At 72.1% G+C, this 20,751-nt stretch carries 21 protein-coding genes; 8 read left to right on the forward strand and 13 right to left on the reverse strand.

The window, feature by feature from the left end:
* Window positions 1-111 precede the first annotated feature (111 nt).
* Window positions 112-1,503 (forward strand): cation:dicarboxylate symporter family transporter, encoded by a 1,392-nt coding sequence (locus tag ACFPCY_RS37810; protein ID WP_378263699.1) that lies wholly within the window; start codon window positions 112-114, stop codon window positions 1,501-1,503.
* 58 nt (window positions 1,504-1,561) lie between these two features.
* On the opposite strand, the gene purU is transcribed toward ACFPCY_RS37810, so the two are convergent.
* Genes purU through ACFPCY_RS37830 form a run of 4 tightly spaced genes read right to left on the reverse strand, consistent with a single transcriptional unit; the run spans window position 1,562 to window position 6,931 of the window.
* Complete coding sequence (gene purU, locus ACFPCY_RS37815) at window positions 1,562-2,425, reverse strand: formyltetrahydrofolate deformylase (RefSeq protein WP_378263701.1); 864 nt, start codon at window positions 2,423-2,425, stop codon at window positions 1,562-1,564.
* On the reverse strand, window positions 2,422-4,815 hold the full coding sequence (locus ACFPCY_RS37820) for a GcvT family protein (RefSeq protein WP_378263703.1): 2,394 nt from the start codon (window positions 4,813-4,815) through the stop codon (window positions 2,422-2,424). The genes purU and ACFPCY_RS37820 overlap by 4 nt, the downstream gene beginning before the upstream one ends.
* A gap of 42 nt (window positions 4,816-4,857) precedes the next feature.
* Window positions 4,858-5,787: a LysR substrate-binding domain-containing protein gene (locus ACFPCY_RS37825; RefSeq protein ID WP_378263705.1), complete on the reverse strand. Its 930-nt coding sequence runs from the start codon at window positions 5,785-5,787 to the stop codon at window positions 4,858-4,860.
* A 31-nt stretch (window positions 5,788-5,818) separates the two neighbouring features.
* Window positions 5,819-6,931 carry a pyridoxal-phosphate-dependent aminotransferase family protein gene (locus ACFPCY_RS37830; RefSeq protein WP_378263707.1) on the reverse strand — a complete coding sequence of 371 codons (1,113 nt, stop codon included), beginning with the start codon at window positions 6,929-6,931 and terminating at the stop codon, window positions 5,819-5,821.
* 221 nt (window positions 6,932-7,152) lie between these two features.
* On the opposite strand from ACFPCY_RS37830, the gene ACFPCY_RS37835 reads away from it, so the two are divergent.
* Window positions 7,153-7,620, forward strand: a complete 468-nt coding sequence (locus tag ACFPCY_RS37835; protein ID WP_378263709.1) for an NUDIX hydrolase — start codon at window positions 7,153-7,155, stop codon at window positions 7,618-7,620.
* A gap of 33 nt (window positions 7,621-7,653) precedes the next feature.
* On the opposite strand, the gene ACFPCY_RS37840 is transcribed toward ACFPCY_RS37835, so the two are convergent.
* On the reverse strand, window positions 7,654-8,406 hold the full coding sequence (locus ACFPCY_RS37840; protein ID WP_378263711.1) for a TetR/AcrR family transcriptional regulator: 753 nt from the start codon (window positions 8,404-8,406) through the stop codon (window positions 7,654-7,656).
* 99 nt (window positions 8,407-8,505) lie between these two features.
* Here ACFPCY_RS37840 and ACFPCY_RS37845 point away from each other — a divergent pair, with 99 nt between their 5' ends.
* The gene (locus ACFPCY_RS37845) at window positions 8,506-9,153 is read left to right on the forward strand and encodes an FMN-dependent NADH-azoreductase (protein WP_378263713.1); all 648 of its coding nucleotides are present in this window, start codon (window positions 8,506-8,508) and stop codon (window positions 9,151-9,153) included.
* A gap of 1 nt (window position 9,154) precedes the next feature.
* Window positions 9,155-9,475, forward strand: a complete 321-nt coding sequence (locus tag ACFPCY_RS37850; protein ID WP_378263715.1) for a DMT family transporter — start codon at window positions 9,155-9,157, stop codon at window positions 9,473-9,475.
* An 82-nt stretch (window positions 9,476-9,557) separates the two neighbouring features.
* On the opposite strand, the gene ACFPCY_RS37855 is transcribed toward ACFPCY_RS37850, so the two are convergent.
* Both ACFPCY_RS37855 and ACFPCY_RS37860 read right to left on the reverse strand, forming a co-directional pair.
* The gene (locus ACFPCY_RS37855; protein WP_378263717.1) at window positions 9,558-10,343 is read right to left on the reverse strand and encodes an oxidoreductase; all 786 of its coding nucleotides are present in this window, start codon (window positions 10,341-10,343) and stop codon (window positions 9,558-9,560) included.
* A gap of 85 nt (window positions 10,344-10,428) precedes the next feature.
* Entirely contained in the window at window positions 10,429-11,001 is a 573-nt protein-coding gene (locus ACFPCY_RS37860; protein ID WP_378263719.1) for a TetR/AcrR family transcriptional regulator, read from the reverse strand.
* 75 nt (window positions 11,002-11,076) lie between these two features.
* Here ACFPCY_RS37860 and ACFPCY_RS37865 point away from each other — a divergent pair, with 75 nt between their 5' ends.
* On the forward strand, window positions 11,077-12,093 hold the full coding sequence (locus tag ACFPCY_RS37865) for an LLM class flavin-dependent oxidoreductase (RefSeq protein ID WP_378263721.1): 1,017 nt from the start codon (window positions 11,077-11,079) through the stop codon (window positions 12,091-12,093).
* Here the strand turns inward: ACFPCY_RS37865 and ACFPCY_RS37870 are convergent.
* Entirely contained in the window at window positions 12,021-13,205 is a 1,185-nt protein-coding gene (locus ACFPCY_RS37870; protein ID WP_378263723.1) for an MFS transporter, read from the reverse strand. The genes ACFPCY_RS37865 and ACFPCY_RS37870 overlap by 73 nt on opposite strands.
* A 107-nt stretch (window positions 13,206-13,312) precedes the next feature.
* Between ACFPCY_RS37870 and ACFPCY_RS37875 the strand changes: the two genes are divergently transcribed.
* Window positions 13,313-13,792: an Lrp/AsnC family transcriptional regulator gene (locus ACFPCY_RS37875; RefSeq protein WP_378263725.1), complete on the forward strand. Its 480-nt coding sequence runs from the start codon at window positions 13,313-13,315 to the stop codon at window positions 13,790-13,792.
* Window positions 13,793-13,834: 42 nt separating this feature from the next.
* On the opposite strand, the gene ACFPCY_RS37880 is transcribed toward ACFPCY_RS37875, so the two are convergent.
* Window positions 13,835-14,281 (reverse strand): MarR family winged helix-turn-helix transcriptional regulator, encoded by a 447-nt coding sequence (locus ACFPCY_RS37880; RefSeq protein WP_378263727.1) that lies wholly within the window; start codon window positions 14,279-14,281, stop codon window positions 13,835-13,837.
* 92 nt (window positions 14,282-14,373) lie between these two features.
* Between ACFPCY_RS37880 and ACFPCY_RS37885 the strand changes: the two genes are divergently transcribed.
* Together ACFPCY_RS37885 and ACFPCY_RS37890 are read left to right on the forward strand one after the other, a co-directional pair.
* Window positions 14,374-15,003, forward strand: coding sequence for a UbiX family flavin prenyltransferase (locus tag ACFPCY_RS37885; RefSeq protein ID WP_378263728.1), 630 nt, complete (start codon window positions 14,374-14,376; stop codon window positions 15,001-15,003).
* The gene (locus ACFPCY_RS37890) at window positions 15,000-16,499 is read left to right on the forward strand and encodes a UbiD family decarboxylase (protein WP_378263730.1); all 1,500 of its coding nucleotides are present in this window, start codon (window positions 15,000-15,002) and stop codon (window positions 16,497-16,499) included. Before ACFPCY_RS37885 ends, ACFPCY_RS37890 begins: the two co-directional genes overlap by 4 nt.
* Before the next feature lie 127 nt (window positions 16,500-16,626).
* Here ACFPCY_RS37890 and ACFPCY_RS37895 read toward each other — a convergent pair whose 3' ends face one another.
* The 4 genes from ACFPCY_RS37895 to ACFPCY_RS37910 are packed head-to-tail and all read right to left on the reverse strand — an operon-like array spanning window position 16,627 to window position 20,528.
* Window positions 16,627-17,442, reverse strand: coding sequence for a citrate/2-methylcitrate synthase (locus ACFPCY_RS37895; protein WP_378263732.1), 816 nt, complete (start codon window positions 17,440-17,442; stop codon window positions 16,627-16,629).
* Between the two features lies 1 nt (window position 17,443).
* A complete protein-coding gene (locus ACFPCY_RS37900; RefSeq protein WP_378263734.1) occupies window positions 17,444-18,193 on the reverse strand; it encodes a CoA-transferase subunit beta in 750 nt (249 codons plus the stop codon).
* A complete protein-coding gene (locus ACFPCY_RS37905) occupies window positions 18,190-19,110 on the reverse strand; it encodes a CoA transferase subunit A (RefSeq protein WP_378263736.1) in 921 nt (306 codons plus the stop codon). The genes ACFPCY_RS37900 and ACFPCY_RS37905 overlap by 4 nt, the downstream gene beginning before the upstream one ends.
* On the reverse strand, window positions 19,095-20,528 hold the full coding sequence (locus ACFPCY_RS37910) for an aldehyde dehydrogenase family protein (protein WP_378263738.1): 1,434 nt from the start codon (window positions 20,526-20,528) through the stop codon (window positions 19,095-19,097). The genes ACFPCY_RS37905 and ACFPCY_RS37910 overlap by 16 nt, the downstream gene beginning before the upstream one ends.
* Window positions 20,529-20,751 lie beyond the last annotated feature (223 nt).

Raw genomic sequence — 20,751 nt, forward strand, 5'->3', positions numbered from 1 at the left:
GTACGCAAACGTGACGCGGGTCACGTGGTCGGCCAAGGTTACGCCAGACCGACATCCGCCCCGGAGTCCCCTGCTCCGGCCGGATCCGCTTCGAGACCCTGGGAGGCCACGGTGCCGTCCGGCACGCATCCCACCCCCGCCCAGCCCGCTTCCGGCCCGGCTCCCGGCGCCGCCCCCGCGCGCCGCGACCGGGTGCGCTACCTGTACCTCGCGGTGCTCGCCGCCGTCGTGCTCGGCGTCGTGGTCGGGCTCACCGCGCCCGACTTCGCCAAGGAGCTCAAGCCGCTCGGCACGGGCTTCGTCAACCTGATCAAGATGATGATCTCGCCGGTCATCTTCCTGACCGTCACGCTCGGCATCGGGTCGGTGGCGAAGGCGGCCAAGGTCGGCAAGGTCGGCCTGCTCGCGATCGGCTACTTCCTGGTGATGTCCACGTTCGCGCTGGCCATCGGCCTCGCGGTGGGCAACGTCCTGCAACCCGGCGACGGGCTGCACCTCACCTCGGCGCAGGCCGGGGCGGCGCACAAGGCCGCGTCGGGCGGCGAGAACACCACCGACTTCCTGCTCGGCATCATCCCGACGACTCTCCCGTCCGCGCTGACCGAGGGCCAGGTGCTCCAGACGCTGCTGGTCGCGCTGCTCGCCGGGTTCGCGCTGCAGAGCATGGGCGCCGCGGGCGAGCCGATCCGCGCCGCGCTGGAGCTGGCGCAGCGCTGGGTGTTCCGGATCCTCGCGATGATCATGTGGGCGGCGCCGGTCGGCGCGTTCGGCGCGATGGCCGCGGTGGTCGGCGAGACCGGCTGGAACGCGCTGCGCGGGCTGCTGGTGATCATGCTCGGCTTCTACCTCACCTGCGTGCTGTTCGTGTCCGTCGTGCTCGGCACGGTGCTGTGGGTCACGGCGCGGATCAACATCTGGACGCTGCTGCGGTACCTCGGCCGCGAGTTCCTGCTGATCCTGTCCACCTCGTCGTCGGAGTCGGCGCTGCCGCGGCTGATCGCGAAGATGGAGCACCTCGGGGTGTCCCGGCCGGTCGTCGGCATCACCGTCCCGACCGGGTACTCCTTCAACCTGGACGGCACCGCGATCTACCTGACGATGGCCACCCTGTTCATCGCGGACGCGCAGGACAGGCCGCTCTCCTTCGCCGCCCAGCTGTCCCTGCTGCTCTTCATGATCATCGCGTCGAAGGGCGCGGCCGGGGTCAGCGGCGCGGGCCTCGCCACCCTCGCGGGCGGCCTCCAGTCGCACCGCCCCGAGCTGGTGGACGGCGTCGGCTTCATCGTCGGCATCGACCGCTTCATGTCCGAGGCGCGCGCCCTGACCAACTTCGCGGGCAACGCCGTCGCGACCGTCGTCATCGGCTCCTGGACGAAGGAGCTCGACATCGAGCGCGCCCGGGCCGTCCTCGCCGGAACCGATCCGTTCAACGAGGCCACGCTCGTCGACACCGCGCCCGCACCCGACCCCGCCCCGGAGGACGCCGTTCCCGCCCACGCCTGATCGGACGATGCAGAAAGGGCCCGCGTCCGGCGGGCCCTTTCGCGTCAGCCCCGGCCGGTCAGCGGAAGACGACGGTGCGGTCGCCGTTGAGCAGGACGCGGTGCTCGGCGTGCCAGCGGACGGCGCGGGACAGCGCCAGGCACTCGACGTCGCGGCCGACGGCGACCAGCTCGTCCGCGCTGTGCGCGTGGTCGACGCGCGCGACCTCCTGCTCGATGATCGGCCCCTCGTCCAGCGCGGGCGTCACGTAGTGCGCGGTCGCGCCGATCAGCTTCACGCCGCGCGCGTGCGCCTGGTGGTAGGGCTTGGCGCCCTTGAAGCTCGGCAGGAACGAGTGGTGGATGTTGATGATCCGGCCGGGCAGCTTGGCGCACAGGTCGTCGGACAGGATCTGCATGTAGCGGGCGAGGACGACCAGGTCGGCGCGGTAGTGCTCGACCAGCGTGAGGATCTCCGCCTCCTGCGCGGCCTTGCCGCCGCGCTCGACCGGCAGGTGGTGGTAGTCGATCCCGTAGGACTGGGTGAGCGGGCGCATGTCCGGGTGGTTGGACGCGACGGCGACGACGTCCACGTCCAGCAGGCCGGAGCGCTGCCGGTAGAGCAGGTCGTTCAGGCAGTGCCCGAACCGGGACACCATGATCAGCACGCGCGGCCGCTCGGCGGTGTCGTACAGCCGCCAGTCGAGGCCGAGCTCGGTGCCGAGCGCGGCGAACGAGGCGCGCAGCTCGTCGGCGTCGGTGTCCGGCAGGGCGCCGAACTGGACGCGCATGAAGAACGTCGCGGTGTCGCGGTCGCCGAACTGCTGGCTCTCCAGGATGTTGCAGCCGCGCTCGGCCAGCGCCCCCGAGACGGCGGCGACGATGCCGGGGCGGTCCGGGCAGGAGAGCGTGAGGACGAACTCGCGCTGGTCGTGCTGGGTCATGACTTCACTTTCGCCGCGGTCGGGTCGTACGGGGCCCGCAGGCCGACGGTCGCGCGATGGCGCTCGCCCGCCGCCTCCACCTCGTACTCGGAGCCGAGGAGCCCGTCGCCGGTGAGGGGCCCGCCGCCCTGGACGTAGGCCATCCCGACGGACGTGCCGAGCGTGTGCCCGAACGCGGCGGAGGTGACCGATCCGGCCGGCTCGCCGTCGCGGAGCAGCAGCTCGCCGCCCCACAACCGCGCGGACGGATCGTCCAGGGTGAGGGTTACGAGCTTACGTGCGACACCCTCCTCCCGCTGCCGTTCGACCACGTCACGGCCGCGATAAGGGGTTCCCTTCTTGCACGCGAAGGACAGCCCGGCCTCGATAGGGGTCCGGTCGGGGGTGAGCTCGCGGCCCCATGCGCGGTAAGCCCTTTCGAGGCGCATGGACTCGATCGCGTAATAGCCCGCCTGCGCCGGGTCCTGTGTGAGCAGCGTCTCGTAGACGGTCACGGCGAACTCGGCCGGGACGTACAGCTCCCAGCCCAGCTCTCCGACATAGGTGACGCGGGTGGCGCGGACGGTCGCGTACCCGAGGTCGATCAGCCGGCTCGTGCCGAAAGGGAAACCCTCGTTCGAGAGATCGGCGGTCGAAACGCGGGTGAGCAGCTCGCGGGAGCGCGGCCCCATGAGACCGAACACGGCGTACGCGCCGGTGACGTCCACCACTTCGGCTCCGTCGCCGAGGTTCCGGCCGAGATAGTCGAGGTCGCGCGTCGTCTGCGCGGAGCCGGTGACGACGAGGTATTCGTCCTCGGCGATGCGGGTGAGGGTGAGGTCGGATTCGTATCCGCCGCGGTCGTTCAGCAGTCCGGTGTAGACGACGCGTCCGGGCTCTACTGCGACATCGTTGGTGCAGAGCCATTGCAGCGCCTTTTCGGCGTTCGGGCCTTTCACGATGAACTTGGAAAACGAGGTCTGGTCGAAGAGCGCCACGTCCTCGCGGGTCGATTTCACCTCGCGCTCGACGGCGTCATGCCAGTTCTGCCGCCCGAACGAGTACTCCGGCGGATCGCCGAAGTAGTTGACCCGCTCCCAGCCCATCTTCGATCCGAACCACGCGCCCTTCAGCAGGTGGTGGACGGGCGAGCGCCGCAGCGGACGCGCCGTGTCGAGCTCCCGGTTCGGCCAGGCCATCGCGTAGTGCAGGCCGAGCGTCTCCTTCACCCGGTCGTGCAGCCACGCCGGATTGTCGGCCCAGCGCGCGAAGCGGCGCAGGTCCACGGGCCACACGTCGAATTCCGGCTCACCCGCGACGATCCATTCCGCGAGCGCCTTGCCCGCGCCGCCCGCCGACGCGATCCCGGCCGAGTTGAAGCCCGCCCCGACGAAGAAACCGCGCAGTTCCGGAGCCTCACCGAGAAGGAAGTTGTTGTCCGGAGTGAAGCTCTCCGGGCCGTTGTAGAACTTCTTGACGCCGGTGTGGTCGAGCGCCGGGACCCGTTGGATCGCGTTCTCCATCAGAATGGCGAACTGGTCCCAGTCCTCGTCGAGGAGCTGGAACTCGAAGGGGTGGGGAATGCCGTCCATTCCCCACGGCTTGGCGTCCGGCTCGAAGCCGCCGACGACCAGGCCGCCCACTTCCTCCTTGTAATAGGTATAGCCGTCCGGGTCCCGGAGGACGGGCAGGTCAGGATGCACGCCCTCGATCTGTTCGGTGACGATGTAGTAGTGCTCAGCGCTGTGCAGCGGCACGGTCACCCCGGCCATGCGGCCGATCTCCCGCGCCCACTGCCCGGCGCAGTTCACGACGATCTCGCATTCGATGTCGCCGTGATCGGTGCGGACGCCGCGCACCGCGCCGTCCGCCACGTCCACGCCGGTCACCCGCACGCGCTCGACCACCTTCACGCCCCGGCCCGACGCGCCGCGCGCGAGCGCCTGCGTCAGGTCGGACGGGTTCGCCTTGCCGTCGCCGGGCAGCCACACCGCGCCGACCAGGTCGTCGGTCCGCATGACGGGCCACATCGCGCCCGCCTCCGCCGCCGAGATCTCCTCCGCCTCCACGCCGTACGAGCGCGCCGCCGCGACCGTCCGGCGGAGCTGCGTCATCCGCTCCGGCGTCCGGGCCACGCTGACCGAACCGGTCCGCTTCCAGCCCGTCCCGAACCCGGTCTCGGCCTCCAGCCGCCCGTACAGCTCGGTCGAGTACCGGATCAGCCGGGTCATGTTCTCCGTGCTGCGCAGCTGCCCGACCAGCCCGGCCGCGTGCCAGGTCGTCCCGCAGGACAGCCGCCCCTGCTCCAGGACGACCACGTCGGTCTCCCCCAGCTCCGCCAGGTGGTAGGCGACGCTCGTCCCGACGATGCCGCCGCCGACGACGACGATCCGCGCCCGCGAAGGCACCATGAACTACTCCAAGAAGAAGGAAACCGGACTGAAGGCGCAGGATCACCTGACCGCGCGGAGGGGCGCGTGCGCCGGGGCGGGCCAGGCGTCGGTGGCCTTCAGAAGCTTGATGAACTCCTGCTCGGCCGGGCCGAGCAGCCGGTCGCGCCGGTGCGCGACCACGATCGGACGGGGGTTGGGCTCCGGGACGACGGGCAGCACGGCGAGGCGCCGCCCGGCCAGCTCGGCCTCGATGCAGTGCTCGGACACCAGCGAGATGCCGAGGCCCGACGCGACGGCCTGCTTGATCGTCTCCGGCCCCCACACCTCGTTCTGCGAGACGCCGGTGAGCCCCCAGGCGGCGAGCGCCTCCTCCTGGACGGCCCGGGTGGACGAGCCGGGCTCGCGGAGCAGGAACCGCTCGTCCGCGAGGCGGTCCGGCTCGACCGCCCGCTCCCCCGCCAGCGGATGGTCCGGCGGCGTGATCAGCACGACCCGGTCCTGGAGGATCGGCTCGCCGTCGAGCTGCGGCGCGCGCGGCGTCCCGGCGAGGACGGCCACCCCGATCTCGCCGTCCAGCAGGCGCTTCTCCACCTGCTCGGCGTTCCCGGTGAAGATGCCGACCTCGATGCCGGGGTGCCGCTCGCGGAACGCGGCGAGCAGCGGCGGCAGCAGGTACGTGCCGACCGTGGTCGAGCCGCCGGCCACCAGCGTGCCGCTCTGCAACCCGCTGACCTGCCGGATCGCGGTGACGGCCTCGTCGGCGAGCAGGAACACCCGGCGCGCGTACTCCAGCAGCACCTCGCCCTCCGGCGTGAGCCGGACGCGCGCGCCGGAACGGTCGATCAGCGTCGTCCGCAACGACTGCTCCAGCTGCCTCACCTGGTTGGAGACGCTCGGCTGGCTGAGGTAGAGCTTGGTGGCGGCGGCGGAGAACCCGCCCTCCTCCACGACCGTCATGAAGATCCAGAGGCGGTACAGGTTCAGCTGCACGGGGACGGCTCCTTGCTCGGCGGGGTGGTCGTCAGGCTCGGGCCGCCTTGATCGATTCGTCAAGGGCGCCCTCGAGCTCCTCCAGCCGGTGCCAGGGGATCTCCCCCATCGTGCAGATTCGGAAGAACCGGGACGAAAGACTGCCCTGACCGGCGTATATGACGTATCCGCGGCGCTTGAGCTCGTCATGAAGCCGGTCGTACGCCACGGCGTCCGGGAGATGAAGCATGGTCACCGAGTTCGCCCGCAACTCCGGCCTGACCAGCACGTCCAGCCCGAGCCGGGCGAACCCGGACCGCACCAGCGCGGCCCGCTCGCGGTACAGCTTCGTCCGCCCCTCGAAGCCGCCCTGCTCGAAGTACTCCTGGATCGCCTCGTCCAGCGCGTAGCAGACCTGCACGGCCGGGGTGAACGGCACGTTGCCGTCCCGCTGGCCCTTCAGGTAGGACGCGGCGTTCAGGTAGAGGCTGCGCGCGGGCACCTCCTGGACGCGCTCGACGCCGCGCTCCGAGCACAGGATGAACGAGATCCCCGGCAGCCCGTGCAGGCCCTTGTTGGCGGTGCCGCAGACGATGTCCGCGTGGATCTCGCCGAGGTCCTGGTCCTCGTTGCCGGTCGCGCTGATCGCGTCCACGACCAGCAGCGCGCCGGTCTCCCGCACGATCTCGCCGATGGCCCTCACCGGGTTGATCAGGCCGGTCGTCGTCTCGTGGTGGACGACCGCCACCGCGTCCACGGCCGGATGCGCGGCGAGCGCCGCGCGCACCGCCTCGGGGTCGACCGGGGTCGTCCAGCGGGTGAGGTCGTCGCCGTCCGGCCGCACCGCGTGCGCGGTGATCCCGTTCGCCCGCGCGATGCGCAGCAGCCGGTCGCCGTACACGCCGTTGTCCACGACCAGGATCTCCCGGCCCTCCCGGACCGAGCTGATGACGGCCATCTCCATCGCCGAGGTGCCGGACCCGGTCACCAGCAGCGCCTCATGGCCGGTCAGGCCGAGCGCGCGCGGCAGATCCGCGCGGATCTTGGCGAGCAGCTCACCGAACTCCGGTTCGCGGTGGCAGAGGTCGCCCCGGAGCAGCGCGTCCTTCACCCGCTGTGAGGTGCAGGCGGGGCCGGGGTTCAGCAGGATGAGTTCATCGTCCACATGACCGGACGCTAACGACGCCCGAACCGGACGACCAGAGCCATTTCCCCATACCCCTCATAGCCGTTTGCGTATTGCCCTGAACCCCCTACGGTCTGTGCACTGACCCCGTCACCTCCCGTCCACCCCGAGTTCATGGACGCTCGCTCGAAGGAATTCGCTCGATGGAACAGGCACGTCCACGACGGCGGGCCGGCACAGACGACGACACGGAGGCGGAAGTGGCCGAGCGATACGAGCCGCGGGAGTGGTCGGCGCGTCCGGCCGTACGGATCATCTGCGTGGACGGCGCGGGCCGCGTCCTGCTGATGAACTGGCGGGACCCGCACGACCGGCGCGTGTTCTGGGAACCGCCGGGCGGCGGCGTGGACCCGGGCGAATCCGAGATCGAGGCCGCCCGCCGCGAACTGTACGAGGAGACGGGACTGCCCGGCTCGTCCGTCCGGGAGACCCGCGTCCGCGTCGAGCGCGACTTCACCTGGCTGGGCACCCGCTACGTGAAGACCGAACCCTTCTTCCTGGCCCGCTTCGACACCACCCCGGCCGTCCGCCCGACCGCCTTCACCCCGGAGGAGGACGAGACCTTCCTGGGCATGGCGTGGTTCTCCCCCGCCGAGCTGGCAGCCCTGGAAGCCGTGGACCCGCCGCACCTCCTGCAAGCCATCACCCCGCTGCTCGACACCCCCTGACAGCCGGCCGGCCTCGCCCCGGCCCGCCTGCCCTCAGCCGAGGACGCGGTGCGCGAGAGCGGTGAGGCTTTCGACGATCTCGGTCGTCGTGTGTCCGTCGGCTCGGAGTCGCACGTAGAGCTCGGAGGCGAGCGGGGCGAGAAGCACGTCCGCCAGCACGTCCGGCGAAGCCACCCCGGCAACAACACCACCCGAACTCGCGCCCCCACCAACGACACCGTGACCAGCAGCGACACCGTGACCAGCAGCGACACCGTGAGGAGTCGCGGCCTCAGTGGCCGCCGCGGCGACTCGTCCGCCCGAGGGCGCGGCCCCGGCAGCCTGCGTGGCGACGTTTCCTGAGGTCGTGGCTTGGGTGATGAGGGCGCGGACGTGGGCGCGCCAGAAGCCGTAGGCGCCGGACTCGAACCGGCGGGGGCCGGTCTCGGCGCCCAGGACCAGCGAGATGTGGGCGTCCAGGAGCTCGATCATGGCGGCGTAGAACGCGGCGAGGCGTTCGGCCGGAGGCGCGCCCGGACCGAGCGGCGGCTCCCCCCGCAGAAGCTGCTCCTGGAGGGCGCGTTCGTGCTCGTCGAGGAGTGCGCGCGCGATGGACGCGACGTCCGGGAAGCGGCGGTAGAGGGTGCCCCGGCCGACCCCGGCGGCCTTGGCGATGTCGTCCATGGTCACCGTGCGCGGGTCGCGGTCGGCGAACAGGCCGGCGGCGGCCTCCAGGACGCGGGCCCGGTTGCGGGCGGCGTCGGCCCGCTCGCGGGGGCGTTCCGGCTGGTCGACGAGCAGGTTCATGGCCGTGACCCTAACCGGTCGGCGGTAACTGGACAAGCCGTCCGCTTATCGCCTACGGTTCGAAGCGGACACAGCGTCCACTTATCGAAGGGTCCCCTCATGCCGTCGTTGCTGCACCTCACCGCCAGCGCCCGCCGCGACTCGTTCAGCCGCCGTGTCGGGGACGAGTTCGCCACCGCCTGGCGCGACGCCCACCCGGACGCGCCGTACGTCCTGCGCGATCTCGCGGCCGAGCCCGTCCCGCACATCACCGAGGCGTGGACGGAGCTGTGCGACCACGTCCTCGAGCACCAGATCTCCGACCCGGCGCGCCTGCACGAGGCCGCGCGCACCCCGGCGCAGCGCGAGGCGTGGGCGATCGTCGAACCGCTGCTGGACGAGCTGCTCGCCGCCGACGTCGTCCTCATCGCGACGCCGATGTACAACTACTCGGTTCCCTCCTCGCTCAAGGCGTGGCTCGACCAGGTGACCTTCCCGCGCGTCTCGCTCGCGCCGCGCCGGTTCGTCGTGGCGTCCGCGCGCGGAGGCGCCTACGGCCCGGGGACGCCCAGGGAGCCCTTCGACCACCAGGAGAGCTACCTGCGCGACTTCTTCCGGGGCCACTTCGGCGTCTCCGACACGACGTTCGTCCACGCCGAACTCGTCAACGCCCGCGTCGACCCGGCCCTCGCCGCGCTGCGCGCCGAGCACGACGAGTCGCTCGCCGCGGCCCTGGACACCGCCCGGACCCTCGCGAAGGAGTACTGAGGTGAACTGGCTCTTCCTGGGCCTGGCGGGGCTGGTGGAGATCGCGTTCTCGCAGAGCATCCGGCCCACCGAGAACTTCACCCGGCCGCTGCCCACCCTGCTCTGCTTCCTGCTGGGCGCGGCATCGATCTTCCTGCTGTCGCTGGCCATGCGCGACCTCCCGGTCGGCACCGCCTACGCCGTCTTCACCGGCATCGGCGCCGTCGGCGCGATCGCGCTGGGCGTCACCGTCCAGCGCGACCCGGTCACCGCCGGCCGCCTCGCCGCCCTGAGCCTGATCATCGCCGGCGTCGTCCTGGCCCGCGTCACCAACCCCGACTAGCCGGCCCCGTGCCCTTCGGCCGCCCGACCCGAAGGGCACGAGGCCCCCGCGACGCCCTCCACGACGACCGCGGCCGGGTTCGTCAGGCGGTCTTCACGGCGCCTCCGTCGATGAGGTGGTCGGAGCCGGTGACGCTGGGGGCGGCGGCGTCCGAGAGGAGGAAGGTGATGAGGGCCGCCACCTCTTCGGGCTCGGTCAGGCGGCCGGTGGTCATGCCGAGGGTGGCGGGGACCTGGGCGAGGAAGTCGGCGTGGGGGACGCCGAAGCTCTCGGCCAGGCGCGCGCCGAAGCCGTCCTCGGCCTCCCAGATCGCGGTGCGGACGGGGCCGGGCGACACGGTGTTCACGCGGACGCCGCGCGGGCCGTACTCCTCGGCCAGGGCCTTGCCGAAGGCGGTCAGCCCGGCCTTGGCGACGGTGTAGGCGATCGGGCCGCTGGCGGGCAGCCGGGCGCCGATGGACGAGACGTTGACGATCGCGCCGCGGCGGTCGAGCACGGACGGCAGGACCGCGCGGGTCACGCGGACGGCGCTGAGCAGGTTGACGTCGAGGTTGACGCGCCACTCCTCCTCCGACACGTCGAGGAAGCCGTGCACCTCGACGCCGTCGCCGCCGCCGACGTTGTTGACGAGCAGGTCGACCCCGCCGAGCTCGGCGGTGGCGCGGTCGGCGAGCTCGCGCGCGCCCGCGTCGGTGGAGAGGTCGACGGTGATCGGGATCGCGCCGCTCTCCTTCAGTTCGGCGGAGGCCGTCCGGGCGGCCCCGGCGACGGTGACGCCCTCGGCGACGAGGGCGCGGACGGTGGCGAGGCCGATGCCGCGGCTGGCTCCGGTGACGACGGCGGTCTTGCCGGACAGTGCGAGGTCCATGACGGACGCCCTTTCTTGACTCAGAGGTACAGAATGACGGTGAAAGAGGGGCCGACGCGCTCGGCGCCGGCCTCTTCGGCTGCTGCTACAGGGAGTCGATCAGGCCCTCGACCACCTGGTTCATCCGTTCCGGGCCCTTGCCCGCGCGGGCGAGCACCTGCAGCCCGAGCAGGGTGGACAGGATCATGCTGCTGAGCGCCTCGGGATCGCGGTCCGCGGCGATCTCCCCGGAGCGCCGTCCCTCCTCGACGGCCGCGCGGAACGCCGACCGGGTGCGCTCGAACTGGCTCCGCACCTGCTCGGCCACGCCCGGTTCGCCGCCGCCCAGCTCGGTCGCGGTGTTCACGACCAGGCAGCCGCGCGGGTCGGCCACGTTGACCTCGACGAGGAACTCCAGCGCCGTCCGCAGCCGCTCCTTCACCGGCCCCGGACGGTCGAGCAGCTCGATCAGCCCGGCCGCCTGGTCGTCGCGGTACCGCTCCAGCGCCTTCTCGAACAGCGCGTGCTTGCTGCCGAACGCGTGGTAGAGGCTGCCCTTGCCGATGCCCAGCGCCACGACGAGGTCGTTCGGCGTCGTCGCGCCGTACCCCTTACTCCAGAAGACGTCCATCGCCTGCCCGACGGCGACGTCCGGATCGAACTGCTTCGGTCTGCCCACGACCTCAACCCAAGCAGTTCTTGACCCCGAAGTCAAATACAGGAATGCCCCGCGCGCGCCGGCGTTGTGCTGAAGGTGAGCGATCCACTGCGAAGCATCCGCTGGTCGATCCTGGACCGGTCCCGCACCCGCGAGGGCGAGGAGCCGTCGCGGGCCCTGCGGGACACCGTCGCGTTCGCCCGGCAGGCCGATGAGCTGGGCTTCCACCGGTTCTGGGTGGCCGAGCACCACAGCGTGCCCGGCGTGGCCGGGTCCGCGCCGACCGTCCTGGCGGCGGCGGTGGCCGCGGCGACCTCGCGCGTGCGCGTGGGGACGGGCGGCGTGATGCTGCCGAACCACCGTCCGCTCGTCGTCGCCGAGCAGTTCGGCGTGCTCGCCTCGCTCCACCCGGACCGCATCGACATGGGCTTGGGACGGTCCGTGGGTTTCACCGGCGGCGTCCGCCGCGCGCTCGGCCACGACCGCGAGGACGCCGCCGACTTCGCCGCCCAGGTGCACGAGCTGCTCGGCTACTTCAGCGGTGAGCAGGACGTCCATCCGGGCGTGCACGCGTGGCCCGCCGAAGGGCTGCGCGTGCCCGCGTTCGTCCTCGCCACCGGGCAGGGCGCGGATCTCGCCGCGCAGCTCGGGCTGCCGCTCGTCATCGCGCCCGCGCGAGGCGAGGACGCGATGGTCGCCGCGATCGACCGGTACCGCGACGCGTTCCGTCCGTCCGCTCAGGCGGACGAGCCGTACGTCATCGTCTCCGGGACGGTCGCCATCGCCGACACCGCGGAAGAGGCCCGCCGCATGCTGATCCCGGAAGCGTGGGCGAACGCCTACTCCCGGACGCACGGCGAGTTCCCTCCGCTCATCCCCGCCTCCCGCGTCGAGTCGCTAGAGATGACCGACCGGCAGCGCCGCATCTTCGACGACTCCATGCGCGGTCACGTGCACGGCACCGAAGAGCAGGTCGCGGACGAACTGAACCGTCTCCTCACGCGCACGCGCGCGGACGAGTTCCTCGTCCACACCAGCACCTACGACCGCGCTGCGCGCTTGGACTCCCACCGGCGGCTCGCCTCGCTCGCGGGCCTGCGCACCACCTGCTGAGCGGCCAGGACGACCAGCGCCAGCGTCCCGGCTCCGACGGCGAGCACGCGCGCGCCCGCGTGCGCGAGGACGACCGTCGAAAGCAGCGACGAGACAGCCGCCAGCGACCAGACGGCCGCGTCCACCGCGCCCTCCAGCCGCGCGTTCTCAGCCGGCGACAGCCCCGTGGCGAGCAGCGCGCTCCCGCCGACGAAGCACAGGTTCCAGCCGTAGCCGAGCAGGAACAGCGCGAGCATGCGCGCGTCCGGGAGGGCGGCCGCGAGGCCGGTGGAGATCACCAGGACGGCCAGCCCGGCGCGGGTGACGGGCCAGGCGCCGAAGCGGTCCACGGCGCGTCCGGTCAGCGGTGACAGCGCGAACATTCCCAGCGTGTGGGCGGCGAGGGTCTCCCCCACGGCGCCCAGTCCGTCCCCGTGCATGTGCATGTCGAGCGGCGCGGCCGTCATCACCGCGAACATGACGACCTGCGCCGTGACCATGACCGGAAGGGCCGTGCGCGCGGACGGCAGGGCGAACAGCGTCCGCAGCGGGACGCTCGGCTCCGCGTCCTCCACGCCGAGCCGCCGGCCCACCATGGCGAGCGCGGCGACCCCGGCCGTGACCGCCGCGAAGACGAACGGTCCGGCGAGCATCGTCAGCCCGAACGTCCCGGCGACCCGTCCGGACGGCCCGAGCAGCAGCGGCCCGCCGACCGCGCCGGCCGCCGCCGACCACACCACGAGCCCGATCGCGAACCCGCGTCGTCCCTGTGGATAGAGCTCGGCCGCCGCATAGCGGGACAGCTGAGCCGCGGCGTTGCCCAGGCCGAGGAGCAGCATCGCCAGCGTCAGCACGGGAACGTTCCCTTGGACGGCGGCCACGGCGCCCAGCGCGCCGCTGAGCGCGGCCACCGTGTAGCCGAGCCCCAGCACCGCGCGCCGATCGTGCCGCCGGAAGAGCCGGGTCAGCAGGATCGCGCCCGCGCCCGTCCCGATCACGTCGGCCGTGGGCGGGACCGCGCCCCAGCCCGTCCCGAGGTGGTCGCCCGCCACCAGGGTGCTCGCCGTACTGGCCACCGCCATGGTCGCGTTCATCAGCGCGACGCCCGCGCACAACCCGATCATCCGCGTCATGCCCCAGAACGCTAGAAAAGGCGGGCTTCGCGATGAAGGGGCGTTCCATGGCGTTCGTCCCGTCCCGCCGTTAGTTTGAAAGGTCTTCCGGCCGAAGGACCTTCCAGATGGACCAGACCGACCGGCGGATCATCGCCGAGCTCCAGCGCGACGGCCGGCTGTCCTTCAACCGGCTCGCCGCGCGCGTGAACCTCTCGCCGCCCGCCGTCGCCGAGCGCGTCCGCCGCCTGGAGGAGGCCGGCGTGATCACCGGCTACCGCGCCGAGATCGACCCCGCGGCCGCCGGCCTGCCGCTCACCGCGTTCGTCCAGATGCGCTGCACGCCGGGCCGCTGCCTGCTCAAGACGACGACCGCCGAGGACCTCCCCGAGGTCGTCGAGATCCACAAGCTGAGCGGCGCCTGGTGCACCATGCTGAAGGTGCGCGTCGCCTCGTTCCCGCACCTGGAGGGCCTCTTCGAGCGGCTCGGCGAGCACGGCGAGATGAACAGCCACATCGTCCTGTCCACCCCTTACGAAGCCACGGCCGTAGACCCGCGCCCCGCCGAGTCCCGCCCCGTCACCCCCTCCAAGGGCTGGACCCGCTGACGGCGAGCCGGCGCGTTCCTTTCGATACCGAAGGCCCTTCCGCTAAGGGTTCGCGACGGCCTTCGCGAGCAGCGTCAGGAACTGGCGCTGCTCCGAGGGAGTCAGGGAACCCAGCATGCTGTCGCCCACGGCGATCACCTCGGGGGCCAGGCGAGCGGCCAGGTCCCGGCCCTCGGCCGTGATCCGGACGAGCTTGCGGCGCCGGTCCGCGTCGTCCTTGGCCAGTTCGACCAGGCCGCGGCGGCGCAGGCGGTCGAGCAGCGGCGCGGCGGTCGACTTGTCGAGGTGGGCGAGCGCGCCCAGCGTGCTCTGGTCCATGTCGCCGTGCGTGGACAGCAGGCTCAGGACGGTGAACTGGGGCCCGGTCAGCTCCTGGTCCACCCGCTCGTGCCACAGGCGGGCGTGCGCCTGGTTGAGGCGGCGGGCCAGCGGGCCGACGCCCTCGATCGCGGCCCGCACGAGCGACGCGTCCGCCTTCTCCTGGCTCATGGCAGTTCCGACTCCTCCGGGCAAGTTAGGACGTACACGTACTATATCTTCGACACATAGGACGTACACGTCCTAATCGGGAGGAGATGCGGATGAGGCTTGTCGTGGCCATGACCGGGGCGACCGGCGCGCCGATCGGAGTGCGCCTGCTGGAGGCGCTCCGCGAGCTGGACGTCGAGACGCACCTGGTCGTCAGCCGGTGGGCTCGGGTGACGCTCGCACAGGAGACCGGACGTCCGGTCCGCGAGGTGGCGGCGCTCGCGTCGGCGTCCCACGGCCCGGACGACCAGGGCGCGCCGATCTCCAGCGGGTCGTTCCGCACGGACGGCATGGTCGTCGTCCCGTGCAGCATGAAGACGCTCGCCGCGGTCCGCACCGGCTACGGCGACGGCCTGATCGCCCGCGCGGCGGACGTGACGCTCAAGGAACGCCGCAGGCTCGTCCTGGTGGCGCGCGAGACCCCGCTGTCCGCCGTCCACCTGGAGAACATGCTGGAGCTGACGCGGACGGGCGCGGTCGTCATGCCGCCGATGCCCGCCTTCTACAACCACCCGGAGACCATCGACGGGATCGTCGAGCACATCGTCGCGCGCGTCCTCGACCAGTTCGGCCTGGACCTGCCCACAGCCGAACGCTGGCAGGGCTTCACCGCACCCGCCCCCGCACCCGCCCCGGCACCCGCTTCCGGGTCCCCCTTCGCTGAGAAAGGCCGTCTGACATGACGCAACGCGGTAGCTCGCTCAACTTCCGCGACTTCGTGGACGAACTGCTCGCCGCCGGAGACGCGGTGGACATCCGCACGCCGGTGAGCCCGACGCTGGAGGTCGGCGCCATCACGCGCCGCGTCTACGAGACGCGGAGCCCCGCGCCGCTGTTCGGCGACCTCACCGAAGGCGACGCCGGATTCCGGATCCTCGGCGCGCCCGCCGGGCTCAGCCCGAAGGCGCTCGGCACTTACGGACGTCTCGCCACACATTTCGGCCTGCCGCGCGACGCGTCCCCGCAGGACATCGTGGAGCATCTCGTCCGGGCCATGCACGCCGAGCCGGTCGCACCGCGAGTCGTGCCGTCCGGGCCGTGCAAGGAGAACGTCCTGACCGGCGACGCGGTGGACCTGACGCGCTTTCCGGTCCCGCTCCTCCACCAGCAGGACGGCGGCCGTTACTTCGGCACGTACGGCTTCCACGTCGTCCGCACGCCCGACGGCGACTGGACGAGCTGGTCGGTCGCCCGCACCATGCTGAACGGTCCGGACACCCTCGTCGGCCCGGCGATGCCGCAGCAGCACATCGGAATGATCCACCAGATGTGGCGCGACAGAGGCGAGCGCACTCCGTGGGCGATGGTGCTCGGCGCGCCGCCCGCCGCCCTCGCCGCCGCGGGCATGCCGCTCCCCGCCCGCGTCAGCGAGGACGGCTACGTCGGCGCGCTCACCGGCAGCCCGGTCGAGGTCGTCCGGACGGAGACGGGCGGGCTGCTCGTCCCGGCGAACGCCGAGATCGTCCTGGAGGGGTGGATCAGCCCGGACGAGACCGCGCCCGAGGGGCCGATGGGCGAGTACCACGGCTACGCGTTCCCCGAGGGCCGCCCGCAGCCGGTCTTCCACGTCGAGACGATCACCCACCGGGACGGCGCGATCCTGCCCGTCTGCGCGGCCGGGCTGCCGCCGGAGGAGAACCACACCGTCTGGGGCACGATGATCTCCGCGACGAGCCTCGACGTGCTGCGCTCCGCCGGCCTGCCGGTCTCGTTCGCGTGGTGCTCCTACGAGGCGGCGACCTGCTGGATCGTCGTCGCCGTCGACACCGCCGGGCTCGCCCGGACGGGCCTGGGCGAGCGCGGGCTGGCCGACGCCGTGGCCGGCGTGCTGTTCGGCTCGCACACCGGCTGGCTCGTGCCGAAGGTGATCCTCGTCGCCGACGACATCGACATCACCGACATCGACCAGGTCGCGTGGGCGATGGCGACGCGCTACCACCCCGGCACCGGCGAGTACGTCTACCCGGACGCGCCGGGCATCCCGATGGTGCCGTACCTGACCGACGAGGAGATCCGGACCGGAAAGGGCGGGAAGTCCGTGCTGAGCTGCCTCACGCCGAGGCAGTTCACCGACACCGAGCGCGGCGTCACCGCCTGCTTCCGCAACTCCTACCCGGCCGACGTCCGCCGCCGCGTCCTCGACCGGTGGACCGACTACGGCTTCCCCACCGCGAGCTGACCCACCGCGAGCTGATCCACCACCCGCCGGCCAACACAGGCCGGCCACCACGTGCCGGCCGCCACATGCCGGCCACCACGGGCCGGCCGCCGGGACGCGGCGTCCACCGCGCCCCGGCGGGAGGGCGTCACAGGTGCCGGTCGGCGGGACCGTCGTAGTGGTCGGGGCCCTGCATCTCCAGCGACAGCGGCTGGACCATGGCGCTGTTCGCGGACGCGCGCCAGCCCTTCTCGCGCGTGGCCTCCTCGATCGAGTGCGCGCACAGCGACAGCGAGCGGCAGACGATGAACATGGCCTTGAGCTGGAGCGGCTCGTAGCCCATGTCGAGCCCGACGCAGCCCATGGAGCCCGGCCCGTTGAGCCAGACGCGGCGTCCGAAGACGTCCTCGGTGGCGTCCTCCATGGCCCGCGCGATCGCGACGTGGCGGCCGGAGACGCCCAGCTCGTCGGCCAGGCCGAGGAGGCGCTCGGTGCGCGGGTCGCGGATGTGCTGGGCGTGGTGGAACCCGGGCATCCGCTCGCGGCGCTCGCGCATCTCGGCGACGACCTTCGCGGCGGCCTCGGCGTCGGACAGCCCGTCGCGCTCGGCCCGCTCGGCGACCCCGCGGAACATGTCGGCGGGACGGTCGGCGGTGCCGTGCAGGCGTCCGATCGCGGCGACGCCCGCGGCGACGGCGGCGTTCAGCTCCGCGCCGCCGGACGTGGCGAACCGGACCGTGGCCGACGACGGCGACATGGCGTGCTCGGCCATGTTCACCATGATCGCGTCGGTCATCCGCGCGACCTCGGGCGTCGGCAGCTCACCCCGCAGGACGAGGTGGAAGTGCTCGGCGAACGAGATGTTGCCCGTCAGCTCGTTGACGTCGTAGCCGCGGATGACGATGCGGTTCTTGTTCTTCCAGGCGATCCCGGTCTCCCAGGCGAAGGGCTTCTGCTCACTCATCTCATCGTCTCCTCTCGGGGAAGTACACGCAGTGGGGGTCGAGGACTTCGCGCAGCAGGCTCAGCTCCTCGGTGGTCGGCGGCGCGACGGTCGCGGGCGACGGGACGAACCCGACCTCGAACCCGGTCCCGGCGCGGACGGCGTCCGGCGTCGCGTCCGGCATGAGGGCGGTGACGGTCAGCTCGGAGTCGGCCGCCTCCATGACGCAGAGGTCGGTGACGACCTTGACCTCCAGCGGCGGCAGGCCCGCCTTCGCGCGCTCGCCGGGACCGGACAGGAAGCCCGGCGAGGTGACGTGGTCGCAGCGTTCGGGGAAGCGGCGCCGCTCGTGGTCGGTGAGGACGACGACCTTCGCGCAGTGCGAGGCGATGTCGTTCGCGCCGCCCGAGCCGGGCAGCCGCTTGCCCGCGACCCGCGTCGAGTTGATGTTGGCGTAGCGGTCGATCTGCGCGCCGCCCAGGAAGCCCGTCTGCACGAGCCCGCGCTGGACGAGCCCGCCGAGCGCCTCGAACAGGGAGCCGTGCCGGGACGCGCCGTGCATGAGCCGCGGATCCACGACGGACACGGGCGTCGGGACGACCTTGGGGAACACCACGCCGGACTCGATGACCAGCCTGGCGTTCGGGGCGTGGGTGCGCTGGGCCAGGGTCGCGGCCAGCAGCGGCAGCCCGGTCCCGACGATCACCACGTCCCCGTCGGCGATCTGCCGCGCGCCCTCGACCGCCAGGATCTCTCGGGGAAAGGGGATCAAACGTAGCTCCTCATGGCCTCGGTGAGCGCGGCGCGGCGCGTCCCCTCGGGATCGGCGCGGCGCAGGTGGGCGTCGAAGTCGGCGGGGCCGAGGACGTTCTCGGCGAGCCAGGCCGCGTGGGCGTCGCCGCCGCGGCGGGCGAGCGCCTGGTAGGCCTTGATCTCGTCCTCGGCGAAGTCGTAGGCCCGGTACACCGAGGTCGGGAACGCGCCGAACGGCTGCGCGACGACGGCCGACACGTACGCGCCGGAGATCGTGACCTCCTCGGGACGGGCGTTCAGCGCGCCCTCCGGGACGATCTCCTCGACCGAGACGACGGTCGCGGCGGACGCCCGGACCATGTCGATCTCGTGGCTGGTCACGCCCTCGATGACGACGTTCCCGAACGGGTCGGCGCGGTGCGCGTGGATCAGCGACACGTCCGGGCGGAGCGCGCGCACGAGGACGACGGGCCCGCCGCCCCACGGGTCGTCCAGCACCTGCGCGACGCCGTCCTCGACGAGCGCGGTCAGGACGTCCGAGCCGAGGAGGCTGCGCGTCGGCAGGAACGGGACGCCGATCGCCCCGGCCGCGAACCGCGTCGCCATCGTCAGGTGGCTGTGGTCACGGACGTCGATGCGCCCGGCCTCGACGGCGCGCCGCCACGCGAACAGCGTCCCGTAGCGTTCCAGGTTGCCCGAGCCCTGCTCGGTGCGGACGACGAGTCCGGCGGCGACGAGGATGTCCAGCGGCAGCGACAGGTTGCAGCCGACGACGGTCAGGTCGCCGGCGCCCTGCCGGGCCACCTCGTGGACGAGCGCCATCGGGCAGCGGTTGATGTTCTGCCCGCCCATCCCGACGACCGAGCCGGGGCGGACGAACCGCGCCACCGCCGCCTCGGCCGTCATCACCTTGTCGGCGGTCAGTAGGTTATGCACGCCGACCGCCATTCGGTGTAGAAGTCCCAGACCTCGGGCGAGCACTCGGGCGGGCCGAACTGCGACAGCTTGGCGCCCATGTGCGGCAGGTGCGCGTACGCGCCGACGCCGGGCCGGTTGACGTGCAGCATCCCGGCCTCGAACCGCTCCAGCGCCTCGAACGCCTTGCCCATGTCGCGGGTGAAGATCGTGCCGGACATGCCGTACCTCACCGAGTTGGAGATGCGCATCGCGTCGTCGAACCCGTCGCAGTCGATCACCGACAGCACCGGCCCGAAGATCTCCTCCTGGGCGATCTCGGCGTCCCACGGGACGTCCCGCAGGACGGTCGGCTCGACGTAGTAGCCGTCGGGCAGGCCGTCCGTCGCGCGCGAGCCGCCGATCGCGACGGACGCGCCCGCCTTCACCGCGCCCTCGATCGCCGCGAGGCACGCGTTCATGCGCTGCTCGTTCACGACCGGGCAGACGTCGGCGCCGGGGCGGAGCCGCGCCACCGCCGCGACGAGCCGCCCGAGGAAGTCCTCCTTGACGCGCCGGTCCACGATCACCCGGGACGTCGCGGAGCAGCGCTGCCCGGCCTGCCCGAACGCGCCGTGCACGACGGCCTTCACGGCCTTGTCGAGGTCGGCGTCGTCCAGCACGAGGACGGCGTTCTTGCCGCCGAGCTCCAGTTGCGTGCGCAGGAGCCGTCCCGCGCCGGCCTTCTGGATGGCGAGGCCGACCGGCAGCGACCCGGTGAAGCTGATCCCGGCGACGGCCGGGTTGTCGACCAGCCGCTCGCCCGCCGCGATGTCGCCCTGGACGAGGTTGAGCACGCCCGGCGGGACCCCGGCGTCCGCGAACGCCCGCACGAGCAGCGCGGCCGACAGCGGCGTGAACGGGGACGGCTTGAGCACCGCGGTGCAGCCCGCGAGCAGCGCCGGGGCGACCTTCCACATCGGGATCGCGAGCGGGAAGTTCCACGGCGTGATCAGCCCGACCACGCCGAGCGGGACGCGGAAGGTGTAGGAGAGCGTGCGCGGCTCCTCGGCGGGCGTGGTCACGCCGTTCAGCCGGCGCGCCTCCCCGGCGGTGAAGTCGATGATCGCCAGCGCGCGCCTCACCTCGCCGCGCGCCTCGGACAGGAGCTTGCCCTGCTCGCGGGAGACCGCCTGCGCGAAGTCCTCGGCGCGCTCCTCGATCAGCCGCTCGGCCGTCCGCAGGTACTCGGCGCGCCGGAGCGGGCCGAGCGCCTTCCACGCCGGGAGGGCGGCGGACGCCGCGTCCACCGCGTTGTCGACGTCCGGGCCGCCGGACTCGGCGAAGTCCCCGATCAGGTCGGAGACATCGGCGGGATTCACATTGGGCCGGGTGCGCCCGCTCTCGGGGGGCACCCATTTCCCGTCGATGTAATTGCTCGTGTCATGGTGCTGCGCCATGCGGCCAGGGTCCCCGGCCGCCGCGCCGGTCACAATGGGCACTTCGCGATGGCCCTCATAGATCACGGCTATCACGCCCACGACCTGCGAAGAAGCAACGTTAATCCTTGGCGGACGGCAGGTTAAGCGGATGTTGCGGAGAATTGGTCCGCGCAGGTCAAGGGATATGCGATCGGCCTTGCCTATAGCCCTCATAGCCATAAGCCGATGGCGCCCCCGAAAC

The organism is Actinomadura gamaensis (assembly GCF_042652125.1).
In the GTDB taxonomy this organism is placed as follows: Bacteria; Actinomycetota; Actinomycetes; order Streptosporangiales; family Streptosporangiaceae; genus Spirillospora; species Spirillospora gamaensis.

Bases quoted from the DNA above. Each gene is read 5' to 3' on its own strand.
- purU (WP_378263701.1), bottom strand. From the start codon at position 2,425: ATGACCCAGCACGACCAGCGCGAGTTCGTCCTCACGCTCTCCTGCCCG.
- ACFPCY_RS37820 (WP_378263703.1), bottom strand. From the start codon at position 4,815: ATGGTGCCTTCGCGGGCGCGGATCGTCGTCGTCGGCGGCGGCATCGTC.
- ACFPCY_RS37840 (WP_378263711.1), bottom strand. From the start codon at position 8,406: ATGAACCTGCTCGTCGACCAGCCGGAACGCCCCCGCGAGCGGGCCGAC.
- ACFPCY_RS37845 (WP_378263713.1), top strand. From the start codon at position 8,506: ATGCCGTCGTTGCTGCACCTCACCGCCAGCGCCCGCCGCGACTCGTTC.
- ACFPCY_RS37855 (WP_378263717.1), bottom strand. From the start codon at position 10,343: ATGGACCTCGCACTGTCCGGCAAGACCGCCGTCGTCACCGGAGCCAGC.
- ACFPCY_RS37870 (WP_378263723.1), bottom strand. From the start codon at position 13,205: ATGACGCGGATGATCGGGTTGTGCGCGGGCGTCGCGCTGATGAACGCG.
- ACFPCY_RS37875 (WP_378263725.1), top strand. From the start codon at position 13,313: ATGGACCAGACCGACCGGCGGATCATCGCCGAGCTCCAGCGCGACGGC.
- ACFPCY_RS37880 (WP_378263727.1), bottom strand. From the start codon at position 14,281: ATGAGCCAGGAGAAGGCGGACGCGTCGCTCGTGCGGGCCGCGATCGAG.
- ACFPCY_RS37885 (WP_378263728.1), top strand. From the start codon at position 14,374: ATGAGGCTTGTCGTGGCCATGACCGGGGCGACCGGCGCGCCGATCGGA.
- ACFPCY_RS37890 (WP_378263730.1), top strand. From the start codon at position 15,000: ATGACGCAACGCGGTAGCTCGCTCAACTTCCGCGACTTCGTGGACGAA.
- ACFPCY_RS37895 (WP_378263732.1), bottom strand. From the start codon at position 17,442: ATGAGTGAGCAGAAGCCCTTCGCCTGGGAGACCGGGATCGCCTGGAAG.
- ACFPCY_RS37910 (WP_378263738.1), bottom strand. From the start codon at position 20,528: ATGGCGCAGCACCATGACACGAGCAATTACATCGACGGGAAATGGGTG.